This is a genomic window from Frateuria sp. sgz306004 (assembly GCF_057750885.1).
Genome location: NZ_JBYLFE010000001.1, coordinates 544,437 through 561,389, shown reverse-complemented (window position 1 = coordinate 561,389; position 16,953 = coordinate 544,437). Strand labels below are relative to the sequence as shown.

Sequence of the window (16,953 nt, the reverse complement as noted above, 5' to 3'; positions counted from 1 at the left end):
TCGCCATGACCGCCACCAAACCCCGCTCGATGCGCCGCGCCCCTGGCCGCCCCGGCCCGGACAGCCCGGAACTGCGCCCTCACCTGATCGATGCCGCGCTGACGTGCTTCGTGCGCAATGGCATCGCAGCCACGTCTTTGCGCGGCATCGCCGCCTGTGCGGGTGTTACGCCCGCGCTGCTGAACTATTACTTCGGCAGCAAACAGGCGCTGCGCGATGCCATCTTTGAGGAGCGCCTGATGCCGGCCATCGCGTCGCTGCGTGAGCATGTGATGGCTGCCGGCGACGATCCGCAAGCGCTGGCGCGTGAGTTCGTGAAGGGCGTGTTCGCCGCGGTGGAGCGCGCGCCCTGGCTACCTTCCCTGTGGGTGCGCGAAGTGTTGTGCGATGGCGGAGCGCTGCGCGAGATGCTGCTCTCTCGCATCGGCCCCCAACTGCCGCAGTGGCTCGCCAGCCGCTTTGCGCAGGCGCAACAGCAAGGCAACCTCAATCCAGGGTTGGACCCGCGCCTGCTGGTGGTGTCGTTGATGGGCTTGACCATGTTTCCCGCGGCCAGCGCGCCGCTGTGGCGTCAGATGTTTCAGGCCGACCTGGGCACCGACGCACTCGCCCGACACGCCCTCGCCCTGCTCGGCCACGGTATGGAGGCACCCCATGCGCCCTGATCGCCGCTTTGTCACACGCAGCCTGCGCCGCGCGGCCGCGCTACTCACCGTCACCCTGCTGGCCGGCTGCCAACCGCAAGCGCCGCAAGTGCTGGGCACGGTGGAGTTCGACCGCATCACCCTGCCCGCGCCCGCCGCCGAGATCATCGTGAAGATCGACGCGCGCGAGGGGCAATACGTACCCAAGGGCCAACGCATCATGCAGTTGGAAACCACGCGCACACAGGCGGCGCTGGATACCGCGCGCGCCGACGTGCGCCAGCAACAACAGGCGTTGCTGGAGCTGGAGCGCGGCCCGCGCGAGGAGCAGATTCGCCAGGCGCGTTCCAACCTTACTGGCGCCCAGGCGCAGGCGCGCGATGCCAGCGCCTACTATCAGCGCCTCTCCGCACTGGCCCGTCAGCAGTTCGTTTCCGCCGCCGACCTGGATCGCGCCAAAGCCTCCGCCGGCAATGCCGAAGCCGCCGTGGCTGCCGACCGCGCCGCGCTGGATCTGCTGCTCAATGGTTCGCGCGCCGAGGATATCGCGCAGGCGCGCGCCACCCTCGCCGCCGCGGAAGCCACGGCGGCCTCGCGCGCGGTGGATCTGGAAAAGCTCGACCTCACCGCGCCGCGCGACGTACGCGTGGATAGCCTGCCCTACAAACTCGGTGACCAAGCCCAGCCCGGCACGCCGCTGGTGATCCTGCTGGCCAGCGATACACCGTATGCGCGTGTCTACGTGCCGGCCGCGTTGCGTCCGTCAGTGAAGGTGGGCGACGCCGCGGAGGTGGTGCTCAATAACGGCCAACGCAGCTTCCATGGCGTGGTGCGCCTGATCCGCAGCGAACCGTCGTTTACGCCCTACTACGCGCTCACCGGTGAGGACGCCAATCGATTGAGCTACATCGCCGAGATCGTTCTGGGCCAGGATGCCCGTGAACTGCCGCAAGGTTTCCCGGTGAGTGCTCGTTTCGATACGGCCACGCACCATGACTGAGCCGGCCATCCAGGCGCGCGGCCTCACCAAGCGCTTTGGCGCACTGGTGGCGGTGAACGGCGTAAACCTCACGGTGCCGCGGGCCAATGTGTATGGCTTCCTCGGCCCCAATGGCTCGGGCAAATCCACGACGATCCGCATGCTGTGCGGCTTGCTCACACCCAGCGAGGGCAGCATCGAGGTTCTCGGCCTGTCCATTCCGCGCGAGGCCGAACAGCTCAAGCGTCGCATCGGTTACATGACGCAGAAGTTCTCGTTGTTCGACGACCTATCGGTGCGCCAGAACCTAGAATTTCTCGCCACGGTGCAAGGGCTGTCGCGCCACGACACACGCACACGCGTGGACGAACTGCTGCGTCGCTACCGACTGGACGATCGCCAGCCGCAACTGGCCGGCACGCTCAGCGGCGGCCAGAAGCAGCGCCTGGCGCTGGCGGGCGCGGTGGTGCACCAACCGGAATTGCTGTTTCTGGACGAACCCACCAGCGCGGTCGATCCCGAGTCGCGCCGCGATTTCTGGGAGAAGCTGTTCGAACTGGCCGATGAGGGCACCACCATTCTGGTGTCCTCGCACTACATGGACGAGGCCGAGCGCTGTCATCGATTGGCGATCCTGGATACCGGCAACCTGGTGGCCGACGGCACGCCGCGCGACCTCACCCGCAAGTTGGCGGGTCGCACGTTTCTCATTCGCGCCACCTCGCCACGCCAGGCCAAGCAGGCACTGGACCAACAACCAGGCGTGCTCAGCGTGGCGCAGATCGGCAACGAGCTGCGCGTGCTGATGAATGACGCCCGGCACGATGCCGACTCCTTGCGCCGTCTGCTGGGCGATGCGGGCAACGACGTGGATGTGCAGCCGGTCGAACCCAACCTCGAAGACGTGTTCGTGGTGGCCACACGCCGACACGCGCACCAACAGGAGCAGCCCGCGTGAACCTGCGCCGCCTGTGGGCGATCCTGATCAAAGAGCTTCGTCAGCTTCGACGCGATAGCGTCACGCTGGCGATGATCATGGGCATGCCGATCCTGCAGCTCATGCTGTTCGGCTACGCCATCAACCTCAACCTGCGACACCTGCCCGCCGCGGTGGCCGACCAGGCGCACACCACGGGCTCGCGCACGGCCATCCAGGACATGGTCGCCAGCGGTGTTATCGATATCGTCGCCAGCGCACAGACGCCCGAGCAACTGATCGACCTGCTGCGCGAGGGACACATCAGCGTGGGCATCGCCGTGCCGCCGGATTTCGAGCGGCGCAAGCTGGACGGGCGCGAAGCCTTGCAGGTGATGGTCGACGGCAGCGACAACGTGGTGCAGTCGGCGGCGGCGCAGCTCGCGCAATACCCGCTTAACCAACCCGACAATTTCCACGCGCGCACCGTTACGCCGATCAGCGTGGTGAGCTTCTACAACCCCGAGCGCCGCTCGCCGGTGAATATCGTACCGGGGCTGGTCGGCGTGATCCTTACCATGACGATGGTGTTGTTCACCGCCGTGGCGATCGTGCGCGAGACCGAGCGCGGCAATATGGAAATGCTCATCACCACGCCAGTCAGCCGCACGGAACTGATGATCGGCAAGGTGCTGCCGTATGCCGGCATCGGCCTGGTGCAGACCACGGTGATACTGACGCTGGGTGTGTGGCTGTTCCGCGTGCCGGTGCGCGGCAGCCTGTGGGATATCTACCTGGCGGCGAGTCTGCTGATTCTCGCCAACCTGTCGCTGGGGCTGCTCATCTCCACGCGCGCCAAGTCGCAGTTCCAGGCGATGCAGATGACGTTCTTCGTGTTTCTGCCATCGATCCTGCTGTCGGGTTTCATGTTTCCCTATGCCGGCATGCCCGCGCCCGCGCAATGGATTTCGGAGGTGCTGCCGCTCACGCACTTTCTGCGACTGATTCGCGGCATCATGCTGCGCGGTGCCGACTTTGCGGACCTATGGCAGGACGCCGTCGCCCTGCTCGCCTTTATCGCGGTGATGCTGACGCTGTCGATACGGCTGTTCCACAAACGACTGGATTGAGCGCGTCCACAAGCGTTTTTCGCATGAAAAAGGCCGGCAAGTGCCGGCCTTTTTCGTGGATCGCTATCGGGAACGATTAGGGCGTACAGGCCTTGCCATGATCGGCATGGAAGCCCTTGGCCTTGGCATCGGCTTCGCTCATGTACGAGCCTGCCTTGGTCTTGCCGTACCACTTGTCGCCCGGGCAGTGATAAACCTTGCTGCTGGAGTTCACCCACACCATGCCCGGGCCGCCACCCGGCGCCGCGGCAGCCGGCGGCTCATGGGCGGCCTTGCTGCCCGGAATCGGGGCGGAGGTCTTGGGCGTCATGCTGGGAGCGGCCTGCGCGGCCGGGGCAGCGGCGGGCGCGGCGGCAGCGGCAGGAGCTGCGGCGGCAGCCGCGGTCGGCGCGGTGTACCACTCCTTCACGCCCTGGTGGCCGGAGCACGCGCCTTTTTTGGTCGCGTGATTGGTGTACGAGCCATCCTTGCACTGACCGGTGGAACCGGCAGGGGCAGACGCCTCCTGCGCATAGACCGCGGGGCCAGCCAGAACACCTGCAAGCAAGACTGCGATCAAACCCATCGATTTCATCTTTCATCCCTCCGGCGCAAACTCATCGTTCCCATGGAGACGCCGACGCCTCTGGCGTGCGTGCTCCCTCTTTCGCCATGCCGTGAAAACCAAGCCTTCATGGCACAACGCCCACAAGCCAACTGCGCTTGTGTTGATGACTATGCACCAAGTGGATGACGGTCCCGCAAGAGGCAGCGCGTGAACGCATTTAACTGCCGTGCGGCCGCGCTCGTAACAAGTTGCGATGCGACGCGACGCCGATGGCGGCACGCAACGGAAAAGTGCCGCATCGCAATTTCATGCGATGCGGCAACGACCTCAATGGCTGTTCAAAATGATGTCCGCGATGATGCCGGTGGAGATCGCCACCAGCAGGAATTCTCCGTTGTCGCTGCGCACCCACTGGTGGTCCGGCGGGGGCGGTGCGAGGCGATAGGCGCGCCAGTCGTCCACCACGTAGCGGCGATCGCGATATTCCACCGGCACATAGCCGCCACGGCGATACCAGCCTTCGTGCATGCCGCGGTCGTGAACGATCACATAGTCGCGCCGGTCGCGGTCGCGGTCGTGGTCATCGCGGCGGTCCCGGTCATAGTCTCGATGATCGCGGTCGCGATCGTAGCCGCGCCCGTCGTCATGATCGTGGCCGCGATCCTGATCGTGGTCGCGTCCATGATCGTGCCCGCGATCATGGTCCTGATCGTAATGATCCTGACGATCATCGTATTGGAACGGCGCCGCCGATACCGCCACGCTGTAACACGCGGTTGCGCCGACCAGGGCCAGGGCTAACAGGGATTTCTTCATGGATGCTCTCTCCGCTTTTGCATGTCGCCCTACCGCTCGATAGGGATGATGCGACCGCGTCATCATGCGACGCGGCGCGGAGTGTGATGGGTGAAGTCGATCGCAGGAAAGGTGTAACGGCGACTGCAAGTTATTGCGTTGAACGTAGGTTTGGTTTTGGCGATGACGCCTTGCGGGCGTCATCGCCTCGCCGCTCAGGGAGCGGCAACCTTGGGCTTGAGCGCCGACTGCGGGCGCGCCACCGCGTACATTTCCCAGGCGATCTGTTTGAGCAACGCACGCCGGTCGCCACCCACGGTGTAGAGATCAAAATGCGTCTTATCGGGCAGAAAGCGGATATCCGCCTGCGCATGCAGCTCATCCAGCGTGGCCTTGAGGCGATGGGCGGCACCGTCGAGGTAGAAGGTATCGGCAGTGCCTACGATCAGATGGATCTTGCCATCCAGGTCGGGCTGGAGCGTGGCCCAGTTGCTACGCAAGCGCTGCGCGATGTCGTAGTGATCGCGCCAGTACGCCACCACCACGGGATCGACCTTGCCGGTGTCGCGATCGAACATGGGCTGCGGGCGGCCATCTTCGCCGCGTGGCGAGAATACCCAGTCGAACGAAGCCATCTGGCCACCGTAGCTGCCGAGCACCTCCTCCAGTTGCGCGAACTGCTGGAAGCTGGCGAGCACCTTGCCCTTGTCGCGCATCAACGGATACGCCTCGCCATCGGCCTTGCGGTAGACGTTGGCATCGGGTGAGTACAGGTCTACGCCGACGAAATCGTGGAAGTCGCTCGGGTCTGGCGAGGTCGACCATGTGCCGCCGAATACCTTGGGATAGCGCGTCTGCAACCACAGCGTGGCCCAGCCGCCCGACGAGTGGCCGTTGAGGAAGCGACCGTTGGCGCCGCCATCCATGTGGTAGTTGGATTCGAGGTAAGGAATGAGCTCCTCGGTCAGCGCCTGGCCCCACGGGCCGTTGTTCACCGAGTCGGCGAATTCGTGCGTGCCGGTCGGGCTCGACTCGTCCAGGTACACCCAGATCATCGGCGGCATGTCGCCCTTGCTCATCGCCCGCCAGGTATCGGCGATGACCGGCACGAAATGCGCAAGGCCGCCACCGAATCCATGCGTGAAGTACACCACCGGATAGGTATCCGCCGCCTTGGGGTCGTAGCCCGGTGGCGTGAGCATGAAACCGCGCATATGTATCGGGCGGCCCCAGAACGCCGACAGCGCGGGGCTGACGAAATCCAGGTCGGCCGTGTGCTGGTGCACTTCCGCCAATGCGTCCTGCGCAGGCTTGGGCGCGGCCGGTGGAAGCTGCCACAACGTGGCAGCGGGAACGGCCTCCGCCAGCGTCAAACGCGGCGTGTCGCTCGATGGCAAATGCATCTTCACCACTTGGCTGACCAGGTCGCCTGCACCACGCCCGCTGTAGTTGTAACTGTGATTGGTATCGAGCACGGCCTGCACGTAGTAGTCGCCCGGCGGCAGCTTGGAGAACACTTCCGGGTAGGCTTGCGCGTCCGCATCCAGATCCACGCTTTTACCGGGCTCGATGCGCGACACCTCCCGCGCCACGACGCTCACGTCATTGGGGGCGAGCGGGTTCACATCTACTTCGCTCACCTTGCCGTCCTTGCCCGCGGCTTCCGCTTGCGCAGCCGACTGGGCAAACACCAGCAAGCGGCCGGATGCCGGGGCCTGCGCGGCCGCCAATTCCACGTGAAAGCGCGGAGACCCGCTAGCGGATTCGTGCGAACACCCCGCTAGTACCGACGCGGCAAGACCGAACAGAACGGCAAACGTCCAACGATACGACGACATGGCACCCTCCCCTTTTGAACGGGCTCCCGGCGCGGGGAGCCCATGGCCTTATGGACGGCTAGACGGATTCAGTCCGCCTTGGCGCTCTTTACCGGCGCAAGCCGCAGATCCTGAAAGTCGAAGCTGAAATCCGTGAGCGGTGAAATGGGCTGCATGCGCACTTCGCGCACCTTGCCATCGGCATCCAGTGCATAGCTGACGAACGCGTCGGCATTGAGCGAACGATCATCCCAACGCACGATGAAGGTGTCGTGCTGCCATCGCTCCATGGTGCCCTGTAGCTGCGCCGTCTTGGAGAAGCTCAGACGTAGCTTGCCGCCCTGCTGGCTCACCACGATGTCGCCATACCAAGGGTCGCGGAAGGTGCCAGCGTAACCGGCCAGCGGCAGCGAGGGCTTGCTGTTTTTGTCGCGCGCGGCGAGATGCTGCTTCCAACTGTCGTCGGCATGGCCTTCGGACTTCTTTACGGCGGCGGCATAAGCGGCCACCCAGTCTTTCTTGTCTTTGCCCAGGTAGGCATCGAGCACGCGCAGCGTCACCGCGTTGAAGGCGGCGCCCGATTCCTGGTTGGTCAACACCACCACGCCCAGCTTCAACTCGGGCACGAGGGTGAGGCGGGATACCATGCCGGGCCAGCCGCCGGTGTGCCACACCAGGCGCTGCCCCTGATAGTCGGTGAGGTTCCAACCTTCACCGTAGCCGGCAAAATTGGGGCGCACCGCGCGCAGTTCGGGCACCGGCGGTTCGCTGATCTTCATCGGCGTAAGCATGGACCACATCTGCTTCTGGCTACCCTCGGAGAACAGCGCCTTGCCGTCCGGCAGCTTGCCGCCGGCCAGTTGTACGTTCATCCACTTGGCCAGGTCGTGCACGCTGGCGTAGATGCCGCCCGCGCCGGGGTTGTTGGACCACGCCATGGGCGGCACCGGCTTGAGCTCGGTGAAGTTGAACTTGGCGTGACCCATCGCCACGTCCATGCCCGGCTTGAGTGCTGTCATGTCCACCAGTGCATCGTTCATGCCCACCGGCTGGAAGATGCGCGTGCGCAGGAAATCCGCGTAGCTCTGGCCTGACACCTGCTCGATCACCAACGTGGCAACGGCATAGAGGATGTTGTCGTAGGCATAAGCGCTGCGGAAGCTGGTGGCGAGTGGCACGTCGCGCAGACGCTGCACCACCTCCTTGGTGGAGTAGGACGTGGGCGGCCAGTACAGCAGATCACCCGCGCCCAGACCCAGGCCGCTGCGGTGTGCCAGCAGGTCGCGCACGCGCATTTCGCGCGTGACGTAAGGGTCGGACATCTGGAACCACGGGAGGTAATCGATCACCCGGCCATCCATGTCCAACTTGCCTTCCTCGGCCAGCATCTGCAGCGAGGCCGCCGTGAATGCCTTGGTGTTGGAGGCGATGGCGAACAAGGTGCGTGCGTCCACGGCTTCCGGCTTGCCCAGCTCGCGCTGGCCGTAGCCTTGCTCCAGCACTACCTGACCGTCCTTGACGATGGCCACGGCGATGCCCGGCACATCGAACTGCTTGCGCACGCTGTCCACGTAGGCCGTAAAGTCCGACAGTTGCGCGGGCAGCGCCGGCGCGGGGGCGCTGTGCTCGGCGGCGATGGAGGTCGGTGACGTGGCGTCCTGCGCCCAAAGCGGCGTAGCCAGGGCCATGAGCACGCCGCAAGTCATCAGGCGCAGGGACAAGGGACGCAGGGACATCAAGCAACTCCACGGTTTCAAAGAGCCCCAACTATCGGGCCATTTGCACCGTGAGGCCAGCACTGAAAGTCATGACCGATCCCTATGTCCGGACCCGCCCGCGAGCAAATCGATCTCGCGGGATCCAGCGCACAAAAAAGGGGATGGACCGAAGTCCACCCCCTTGGCGCGTGACGCTCGCTTGAAGCCCGTTGCCTCAGCTCGCCTTGCAGCTCGCCTGGATCAGCTGGGCCTCGCCCTCGCTGCCCTTCTGGCGCTCCGGCAGCACGTAGTCGATCTGGCAGGAGGTGCCCTGCTCCGCATCGATGGCCACCGACAACTGGCCCTGCGGCTCCAGGCCGCGCGCCATGATGCGGCCCGCCTGGCCCACCAGGCCCACTTCCTCACCCTTGCCATTGACCACCGGGGCACCGAACGGCAGCGGTTCGCCGTTGTGGCCCTGCACGTCGATGATCGCGGTGCGGCCCGAGACCGTCTCGTACTTCAGCAGCGACACCGAACCGGCGCGCGGCACCACCTGCTGGCTGGTCGCCTTGAACTCCACGTCCATCGAGGTGCCCTTGGGGTCCAGGTCGATGGTGTTGAGGCTGTACGGCGTCAGATTGGGCACCACCGCGTAGCCGCGGCTGTTCACTTGCACGCCCGCCGCACCCACGACCTTCGCACCCACCGCATCCTTGGCCTCGACAATGCCGATGGTCTCCGACAGCGACGGCGCCAGCATCACCCCACCGCGATGCGCCACCACCGCGCCGCGCATGCCGAACGAACCCTGGCTATAGCCCTGGCCGTTGGCGATGCTGCCGGTGAATTCGCCGATCGGGCTGCGGTAGCCCGCGTTGGCGCTACCACTGGTGCCGCCGTGGGCGCCGTTGCTGTAGCTGGCGGCCACGCCGTAGGAGATGGCGTTGTCCGCACCTGCCACGCCGGTCACCATGCCCTGCGCCTGAGAGCGACCGGCGCTGTCACGCGACACTTGGGCCGAGGCCATGGCCGAACGATCCTTGCCCAGGGGGATGTTTACGCTCGCGTAGTACTGCGTATCGATCATGCCCTGTGCGTTGCGCTGGCGGTTGGTGGAGAAGTTGAAGCTGACGCCCTTGTAATTGTTGCTGTAGCCCAACGAGTAGTTGAGGTCCGCGCCCGGGCGGTTCCAGTAATTCACCGACGAACCGGTAGCGTGCAGCTGACCGCCGCGGCTACCCAGCTGCTGGCTCACCGACAGCGACGCATGGTTACGCTGACGCTGGATCTCCGCGCCCTGCGAGGCGCCGACGCCATGACGAGCCGTCATCGCATCGTTGAGGCCGAAGAAGCCACCCGTGGAGTAACGATGGGCCGCCACGGTCATGTTGGTGCCGGTGGCCGAAAGCAACTTGGCGTAGCTCACGCGGGCACTGCTGCCGTTGTAGGTCGTGCCGGCCGCCTGCAGCCGCGACTGGGTCAGGTCCACACCGAACGCGCCCAGCTGGGTGTTGAGGGCCGCGCCACCGAGGATCGACGCATAGCCCTGCGCCGCCGTCACGCCGGTGTAGCCGGTGAGCATGTTGGTCATGCCGCGCTGCCAGGTGCCCTGCGCGAATGCCGGGGCACTGGTCAGCTGCTCGTTGCGGACCTGGCCGGCCACCGCGCTGAAGCGGTTCACGCCCGGGCGCAGCGACTGCGGCACGGCGGCATAGGGCACCTCGAAGGTCGACACGCGACCATCGGCCTCTTCCACCGACACCTGCAGGTCGCCGCCGTAACCGGTGGCGTAGAGGTCGTTGATCTCGAATGCGCCCGGCGCCACGGTGGTTTCGTAGACGATGGCGTTGTTCTGGCGAATGGTCACGCGCGCATTGCTGTTGGCCACACCGCGCACGGTCGGCGCGTAGCCGCGCAGCGAGTCGGGCAGCATGCGGTCGTCGGTCGCCACGCGCACACCGCGGAACGACGTGGATTCAAACAGGTCGCCGCTCGTGTAGGTCTCGCCGATGGTCAGCTGCGCGGCCATGGACGACAGGTCGCGCTGGGCGTAGGTGGCGGTGTTCTGGTAGCTGTGATGGCCCTGCGAGTCGAAGTGGTACGAGCCTTCGCTGCGCAGGCGCCAGTTGCCCAGGTTGAGGCCGCCGTTCAGGCCCACATAGCCGCGCGTGTTGGCCGCGCCCGCACCACCGCTGTTGCTGCGATACAGGTTGACGTTGTAGCCGAGCGTGGCGGCGTTGATGCCCGTTTCCCACAGCTCCGGGCTGACGTAGCCACGCGCCGAGCGCTTCATCGCAATCTGCGGAACGCTCAGCGCCAGCGCCTGGTCGCCGAAGTCGTAAGAGGCCACGGCCCCGTCCACGATCTGTTCGATCGGCAGGCAGCCGCCGTCGGCCAAGCGCGCCGACGCCTCGGCCGTCACCTTGGTCGTATCCACGCCGATGCGCTGCAGCAGGGCCTGGTCCAGGCACGCCTGCGCGTCGGTGCTGTCGTTCACGCGGGAGAAACGGACGTCCATGCGGCCCACACGCTGTTCGTTGGCCGTCACATCGACGCTGTACACGCCCGGGCTCAGCACATTGCCGGTCTCGTAACGCGAGAGATCGATCTGGCCGCTCGCGTTGGGCTTGATGAAGCCGCCGGCGAACTCCACCGGGGCGCCGGCGCTGGCGTGTGCCTGCACACCCAGGGCGGCCACCAGCACGGCAGCGAGCGCGTTCAGGCGCAGCAGCGGTCGTTGGAGGCGGGTTTGCTCAGTGTGCTTCGTCGTCACGTCGTCGACTCCCAAATAAGGTCTTCAAGAAAGGGAAGGAAGCGAGTGGCACGAAGAAATGGAGCCCTGCTTCCGATAGAAGTAGGCTAAGGATTCACGCTCGTGAGACATATCTGACAAGGCTTAAAAGCACGCCGTAGGCGCGTAAAAGCCGTACGTACGATCGTCCCAGTACCTGAGAGACACGGACGCCGATGCGTCGCGTGTGCGCGTGTTAACGCCGCGCGTAGAAGGCGTGAAGGATCGTCAACGCCAGGGTGCCCGGTCGCCCCATTGGGCTTTCCGGCGACCGGATCGGCGTGGCGCTGGTAGCGCGACGACCCGCCGCCCGACGCTCATCCGGCGGCGAAAAAAAGCGGCCCCGACGGGCCGCTGGTTTTTACGGAGTGCTCCCGCCAAGCGGGTGTTTGCCTGGCATGTTTCCGCCCCAGTCGTTGATGGCGGAGAACTCGACCTCACCACCGGACGTCGGCGGGGACGACAACTGCTTCACCGGGAATAGCGCCGATTCTCCAGGCTTGATGAAACCAGCGCCCGCGTCGAACGCCTTGCCGCCCGCGTTGAGCGTGACGGAGCCCAGGTTGACCACATACGGCGTCGGGTTGACCGCCTTCAATACATAACCGTCGCCATCGGCTGCCTTGGTAAGCTGCCACGTCACCTTGGTGGGCGCTTCTTCGACCTTGCCGGGCAACCCTTGCGGGCGAAAGATCAGCTTGATGCGTGTGCGAAATGCGAGCTGCACCACATTGGCATCGGCACCGCGATCAGCCTTGGGTGGCACTTCGAGCACATTCAGCCAGTACAGGCTTTCTTTGTCCGCGGGCAGCGGCTCTTTGGTGTACGTCACCCGCAGCGTCTGCGCCTTGTTCGAGTCCAGGCGAAACAGCGCGGGCGTCACCGCAAAAGGTACCCGGATGTGCTCCGGCGCTTTATTCATATCACCATCGTCCATCCATACCTGGACCAAGGCCGGCGTTGAGCCGTTGTTGTTGAGCTTCACCGAAACCTCACGTTCCTGTGAGGGGTAAATCACGCGAGTGCCTGCAACGACGACGCTGGCGTGGACCTGGCTTGCCAACGTACCGGCGGCAATCAGGGCGGCTGTAAGCCAATGGCAGATGACTCGTTTCATGGGAAAGGCTTCCAGAAGTCGATGATCACGTACTTTCGGAACAACCGGTGCCGCGGGTAGGCGGCTCTCATTCACCAAAGACTTTGGCGGTCATGATGCGCCATGACCGCCAAAGTTGCACTGCTTACTGGTAGACCAGGGTGTACTGCACGCTGGAGTTCGCGGCGCCGGCGGTGGTGCCACCCAGCGACTCGTACTGCACGTAGTAGTTCATCGTGGCGTTGCCACCCGCGATCTGCACCTGCTGCGAGTTCTGCGCGTTCGCCGCCGCACCGGCGCGGATCTTGCCGAACGTGTCATTCAGGAGACCCAGCTCCACCTTGGTGGCGGCGCCCGCGCCGGTGTCGACCAGCAGGCGACCGGTGGTGGTGTTCACGCTCGGGCCTGCCTCGAACATCGTCTGAACCTTCTGATCCGACGAGCAACCGCTCAGCTCGATCTGGAAGGGCGTACGGCCAGCGGTGGCGCCGGAGGCCTGCAGGGCCGAAGCCGACACGGCCGGCATGTTCACGGTGAAATCACCGGCGCCGCCGCCATTGATGGTGCAGGTGTTGGCGATGATGTTGCCCTTGACAGTGATGACACCGTCAGCGGCGTGGGCGGCCGAGGCGGCAGCGATCAGACCGGCGATGGCGAAAGCGGAGGCAATGTGCTTCTTCATGATGTCGTTTCCTTAAATGGGAGAGAGAGAAATGCGTTGAAAAGTGGTTGACCGTCATGGCCCTGTCTGGCGACCCGGGAGGCTTTCGAGGTGGCGTGACCGCTCACGCTTCAACCTCTTGAAACCGCCACTTTCCGAGTCCCGCTGGCTGCTGCTTGCCCGGCCAGTGAGGACAATTTATCGGCGCACGCCTACACGAAATATGGGACGATTCCCAAACCACTCCGAGGCAAAAAGTCTTGCGTTTTGAGTTGCCTATAGATCTCCGTCGCGATGGAGCGGAGCAAGGCGGAGCGCCGGCCAATTCAACGCACAAGCGCGCGTGTGCACTTCGTCAGCCCGCGCGCGCGGTAACCGTGATGCGTGGCGATACGCCATTCAGCTCGACGCGATGAGCCATGCCGGAGATCATGGGCCGTCTACACAGGAGCCGGTCTTTGATGAATGCGATGGTCGATTGGGTTGCCGCACACGCACTGCCTGTTTGGAGTGGGCTGCTGATATTGGCCTTGCTGAGCGGCGACCTCGCCTGGCAGTGGAATCGCCGCCACCACGATGCGGCGCTCGCACGCGGCCACCTACCCGTCGTACTACGCGGTCGCACGGCGACGCTATTGCTGGTGAGTGGCTGTTTTCTGTTTCTCGCCATGGCGCTGGCCATTGGCGCGGAAACACAGGATGCGCTCACCCAGTTCGACACCGGGCTCGCAGAGGATCTTCGTGCCCACATGCAACCGGGCGTGCTTGCGGCGGTCGCCGCGGTATCGCACCTGGGCGACCTGTGGACGGTGGCAGCCATCTCCGTTGCCGTACTCACCCTGTTGCTATGGCGCGGACAGCTTCGGCTCGCCACGGTGTGGACGCTTGCCGTCGCGGGCATCGTGCCGCTCAACAGCGCGCTCAAGGCGTGGTTTCAGCGCCCTCGCCCGCTGCACAACCACGGTTTTATCGTGGAGCACGGTTGGAGCTTTCCCAGCGGTCACGCCTTCGGCGCCATGGTGTTCTACGGCATGCTCGCCTATGTGTTGCTGCGTGTGACGCCACGCGCGTGGCATCGCTGGGTGATTGCACTGGCCGTCGCCATGGTGACCATCATCGGACTGAGCCGCATCGTGTTGCAGGTGCACTACTTCAGCGACGTGATCGCTGGCTATGTCAGTGGCGCGGTGTGGTTACTGGTTTGCCTGCTGGCCGCCGAAGCGTGGCGCCTGCGCGGAATGCGCCGCTGAGCGAGTGGGCGGCATTGCGCTCGCCTACTTGAAGACCGCCAGTCATTCCACGCGTCGTGTAGCGCGAGGTAACCGTCACCCTGGCGAACACTGGGGGCCATCGGCGCAGACAGCGCTGATGGCGCTCGCCATGCGCACGCACCAATAAGCACACTTCGGTGCGAGTACCCGCTTTGTGAGCTGAGCCGATTCGGCAAGCGACACTGTGACGACATCGTGCCCGTCTTGCCGGCGAACTTCGCGGGCATGTTGCAACGGCTGTCAGGCGGGTCTTGCGCTGACGCTCACGCGTCGACAGGCACGTCATCCCAGCGCTGGCCCCTTCCGGGGAGCGCCGGGATGACGATCAAACTCAGGCGAGCTTGCGTGCCGCCGCCACTACGTCGGCCTCGCCCGGCAGCACCAACAGGGCTGCCCCTGCAAGCGGGGTGTAGGTGTCGGCGCCCACCACGCGCTGCAACGGCGTGGCGCCGCTGCCGCCTTCCACGATGGCTGTGATGATGCCCTCGCCCACACCGGCGCTGCGACGGCCTTCATCCAGCACGAGGATGCGCTTGGCGTTCCTGGCCTGCGCGGCGATGAACGCATCGTTGAGCGGTGCCAGCCAGCGCAGATCCACCACGCGCACCTTCCAGCCAAGCTCCGCCTCGATGGTGCGCGCGGCGCGCAAGGCCATCGGCACGCCATTGCCGAAGGTGAATACCACGAGGTCGTTGGCGTCCTCGTGATAGACGCGGCCTTCGCCCAGCACCATGGCTTCGCCCGGCGCGGGGTAGGTGAATTGCCATTGGCCGTCGCCTGCGTCGTACAGGTCCTTGGTCATGTACAGCGCAATGGGTTCGAGGAAGGCGCACACGCGGCCATCCACCTTGGCGAGCGCGGTGAGCGTGCGCAGCATGGTCGCCGCGTCGTCGCCACGGCTGGGGCAACCCACCACCAGACCCGGGATGTCGCGCAGTGCGGCAATCGAGTTGTCGTTGTGGAAGTGGCCGCCAAAGCCCTTCTGGTAGCCCAGGCTGGCCACGCGCATCACGATGGGGTTGCGGTACTGGTCGTTGGAGAAGAACTGCAACGACGCCGCCTCACCGCGAATCTGGTCGCAGGCGTTGTGGAAGTACGCCAGGTACTGGATCTCGGGCATGGGCAGCATGCCCATGTTGGCGTAACCCTGGGCCAGGCCAAGGATGATGGTTTCGTCCAGCAGCGTGTTGAACACACGGCTGCCCTTGAAGGTTTTGAACAGGCCCTTGGTGACGGTATAGACGCCGCCCTTCTGCGCCACGTCCTCGCCGAACAGCAGCGACTCGGGGTACTTGGCCATGATGTCGTGCAAGGCCTGGCCGATCTGGATGGCCAGATGGCGGGGCGGCTGGTTTTCCGGCAGCTTCTCTTCGCTGCCGAAGGCTGCCAGGCGGCGCTCCGCGTAGTCGGCACGCTCGGCCTCGGCCTTGACCGCCGCCGGGGTATACGGCGCCAGCGGCTTCATCACTTCGTCCAGCGAGGTCAGGCGCGGCCGGCGATCGGCGTCTTCGGCTGCGTCGAAACAACGCTTGCGCGTGGCTTCGTACAGGGCCAGCAACGATTCCTTGGTGTACAGGCCCGAGGCGAGCGCGATTTCCGCCGAACGCAGCAGCGGGTCGCTGGCTTCCACCTGGAACAACTCCTCCACGGTGCGCCATTCGATTTCGAAATCGGTGCCGGCGTGGCCCATCACGCGCGTGGTGCGCAGGTGCAGGAACGTCGGGCGACGCGTATGGCGGCAGTGCTCCACCGCCTCCTGCACCTGGGCGTAGCCGTTGGCGAGGTCCAGGCCGTCGGCGTAGTAGTAGTCCAGGTCGGCGCGATGGCGGAAGTTGTTGGCCACCCAGCCGTTGGGCGTCTTCACCGAAATGCCGATGCCGTTGTCCTCGCACACGAACAGCACGGGTGCCGGCAGCTTCTGGTACGCCGTCCAGGCGGCGGCATTGAACGCCGTCTGCGCGGTGGCGTGGTTGGACGAGGCATCGCCGAAGGAGCAGATGGCGATGCTGTCGTCGGGAATCGGCAGCTTGTGACCGATGCGACGCGCCTGCTCGATGGCCACGGCGGTGCCCAGCGCCTTGGGCAGGTGCGAGGCGATGGTGGAGGTTTGCGGCAATACCCACAACGGCTTGCTGCCCCACACCTTGTGGCGGCCTCCGGAGGCGGGGTCTTCCATGCTGGCGGCAAAGGACAGCGCCGAATCCATCACCGGGTCCATGCCCGGCAACTTGCGGAAGCGCTCGGCCATGAAGCCGCCGGAGCGGTAATGCAGGAAAGCCGGATCGGTATGACGGGTGAGGCGCGCCACCATGGCGTTGCCTTCGTGCCCGCTGGAGCCAATGGTGTAGAACACCTTGTTCTGCACGCGCAGCACGCGCGCCATCAGGTCGAGATGGCGGCTGATCAGTTGCGATTCGAGCAGCTCGCAGAAACCGCGCGCGTCGAGCGTGCTGCCCGGCAACACCGGCGAGCGGTCGCCATGCGGGCTATGCACATCGCCCTGCCACAGCTGCACGAACTCGATGAAGTTCTGATCGACGATCTCGGCACGATTGAAACCCTTGTGGCGCGCCGTGAGGGAATACGGGATGGCAGTCATGATGTCT

Annotated in this window: 13 protein-coding genes; 5 read left to right on the top strand and 8 right to left on the bottom strand. The window is 65.0% G+C overall.

Annotation, left to right across the window (positions count from 1 at the left end; translation table 11 throughout):
• Positions 1-5 precede the first annotated feature (5 nt).
• The 4 genes from AC3G2C_RS02605 to AC3G2C_RS02590 are packed head-to-tail and all read left to right on the top strand — an operon-like array spanning position 6 to position 3,669.
• Positions 6-665, top strand: a complete 660-nt coding sequence (locus tag AC3G2C_RS02605) for a TetR/AcrR family transcriptional regulator (protein WP_488383038.1) — start codon at positions 6-8, stop codon at positions 663-665.
• Positions 655-1,644, top strand: a complete 990-nt coding sequence (locus tag AC3G2C_RS02600) for an HlyD family secretion protein (protein ID WP_488383037.1) — start codon at positions 655-657, stop codon at positions 1,642-1,644. The genes AC3G2C_RS02605 and AC3G2C_RS02600 overlap by 11 nt, the downstream gene beginning before the upstream one ends.
• A gap of 7 nt (positions 1,645-1,651) precedes the next feature.
• Complete coding sequence (locus AC3G2C_RS02595; RefSeq protein ID WP_488383218.1) at positions 1,652-2,581, top strand: ABC transporter ATP-binding protein; 930 nt, start codon at positions 1,652-1,654, stop codon at positions 2,579-2,581.
• Positions 2,578-3,669 carry an ABC transporter permease gene (locus tag AC3G2C_RS02590; RefSeq protein ID WP_488383036.1) on the top strand — a complete coding sequence of 364 codons (1,092 nt, stop codon included), beginning with the start codon at positions 2,578-2,580 and terminating at the stop codon, positions 3,667-3,669. The genes AC3G2C_RS02595 and AC3G2C_RS02590 overlap by 4 nt, the downstream gene beginning before the upstream one ends.
• 76 nt (positions 3,670-3,745) lie before the next feature.
• Here the strand turns inward: AC3G2C_RS02590 and AC3G2C_RS02585 are convergent, their stop codons facing one another.
• From AC3G2C_RS02585 to AC3G2C_RS02555, 7 genes are all read right to left on the bottom strand, one after another.
• Positions 3,746-4,243 (bottom strand): DUF3761 domain-containing protein, encoded by a 498-nt coding sequence (locus AC3G2C_RS02585; RefSeq protein WP_488383035.1) that lies wholly within the window; start codon positions 4,241-4,243, stop codon positions 3,746-3,748.
• A gap of 300 nt (positions 4,244-4,543) precedes the next feature.
• Entirely contained in the window at positions 4,544-5,032 is a 489-nt protein-coding gene (locus tag AC3G2C_RS02580; RefSeq protein ID WP_488383034.1) for an RcnB family protein, read from the bottom strand.
• 194 nt (positions 5,033-5,226) lie between these two features.
• Positions 5,227-6,849, bottom strand: coding sequence for an alpha/beta hydrolase (locus AC3G2C_RS02575; RefSeq protein ID WP_488383033.1), 1,623 nt, complete (start codon positions 6,847-6,849; stop codon positions 5,227-5,229).
• Between the two features lie 68 nt (positions 6,850-6,917).
• Complete coding sequence (locus AC3G2C_RS02570) at positions 6,918-8,564, bottom strand: serine hydrolase (RefSeq protein ID WP_488383032.1); 1,647 nt, start codon at positions 8,562-8,564, stop codon at positions 6,918-6,920.
• A gap of 196 nt (positions 8,565-8,760) precedes the next feature.
• Complete coding sequence (locus AC3G2C_RS02565) at positions 8,761-11,301, bottom strand: fimbria/pilus outer membrane usher protein (RefSeq protein WP_488383031.1); 2,541 nt, start codon at positions 11,299-11,301, stop codon at positions 8,761-8,763.
• Positions 11,302-11,680: 379 nt separating this feature from the next.
• Positions 11,681-12,436: a fimbrial biogenesis chaperone gene (locus tag AC3G2C_RS02560; RefSeq protein WP_488383030.1), complete on the bottom strand. Its 756-nt coding sequence runs from the start codon at positions 12,434-12,436 to the stop codon at positions 11,681-11,683.
• Between the two features lie 124 nt (positions 12,437-12,560).
• Positions 12,561-13,097, bottom strand: a complete 537-nt coding sequence (locus AC3G2C_RS02555; protein WP_488383029.1) for a fimbrial protein — start codon at positions 13,095-13,097, stop codon at positions 12,561-12,563.
• Positions 13,098-13,537: 440 nt separating this feature from the next.
• On the opposite strand from AC3G2C_RS02555, the gene AC3G2C_RS02550 reads away from it, so the two are divergent.
• Positions 13,538-14,326: a phosphatase PAP2 family protein gene (locus AC3G2C_RS02550; RefSeq protein WP_488383028.1), complete on the top strand. Its 789-nt coding sequence runs from the start codon at positions 13,538-13,540 to the stop codon at positions 14,324-14,326.
• Between the two features lie 352 nt (positions 14,327-14,678).
• Here the strand turns inward: AC3G2C_RS02550 and AC3G2C_RS02545 are convergent, their stop codons facing one another.
• Positions 14,679-16,946, bottom strand: a complete 2,268-nt coding sequence (locus tag AC3G2C_RS02545) for a thiamine pyrophosphate-dependent enzyme (RefSeq protein WP_488383027.1) — start codon at positions 16,944-16,946, stop codon at positions 14,679-14,681.
• Positions 16,947-16,953: the final 7 nt, after the last annotated feature.

Bases quoted from the DNA above. Each gene is read 5' to 3' on its own strand.
- AC3G2C_RS02570 (WP_488383032.1), bottom strand. From the start codon at position 8,564: ATGTCCCTGCGTCCCTTGTCCCTGCGCCTGATGACTTGCGGCGTGCTC.
- AC3G2C_RS02605 (WP_488383038.1), top strand. From the start codon at position 6: ATGACCGCCACCAAACCCCGCTCGATGCGCCGCGCCCCTGGCCGCCCC.
- AC3G2C_RS02580 (WP_488383034.1), bottom strand. From the start codon at position 5,032: ATGAAGAAATCCCTGTTAGCCCTGGCCCTGGTCGGCGCAACCGCGTGT.
- AC3G2C_RS02545 (WP_488383027.1), bottom strand. From the start codon at position 16,946: ATGACTGCCATCCCGTATTCCCTCACGGCGCGCCACAAGGGTTTCAAT.
- AC3G2C_RS02600 (WP_488383037.1), top strand. From the start codon at position 655: ATGCGCCCTGATCGCCGCTTTGTCACACGCAGCCTGCGCCGCGCGGCC.
- AC3G2C_RS02550 (WP_488383028.1), top strand. From the start codon at position 13,538: ATGAATGCGATGGTCGATTGGGTTGCCGCACACGCACTGCCTGTTTGG.
- AC3G2C_RS02555 (WP_488383029.1), bottom strand. From the start codon at position 13,097: ATGAAGAAGCACATTGCCTCCGCTTTCGCCATCGCCGGTCTGATCGCT.
- AC3G2C_RS02575 (WP_488383033.1), bottom strand. From the start codon at position 6,849: ATGTCGTCGTATCGTTGGACGTTTGCCGTTCTGTTCGGTCTTGCCGCG.
- AC3G2C_RS02560 (WP_488383030.1), bottom strand. From the start codon at position 12,436: ATGAAACGAGTCATCTGCCATTGGCTTACAGCCGCCCTGATTGCCGCC.
- AC3G2C_RS02585 (WP_488383035.1), bottom strand. From the start codon at position 4,243: ATGAAATCGATGGGTTTGATCGCAGTCTTGCTTGCAGGTGTTCTGGCT.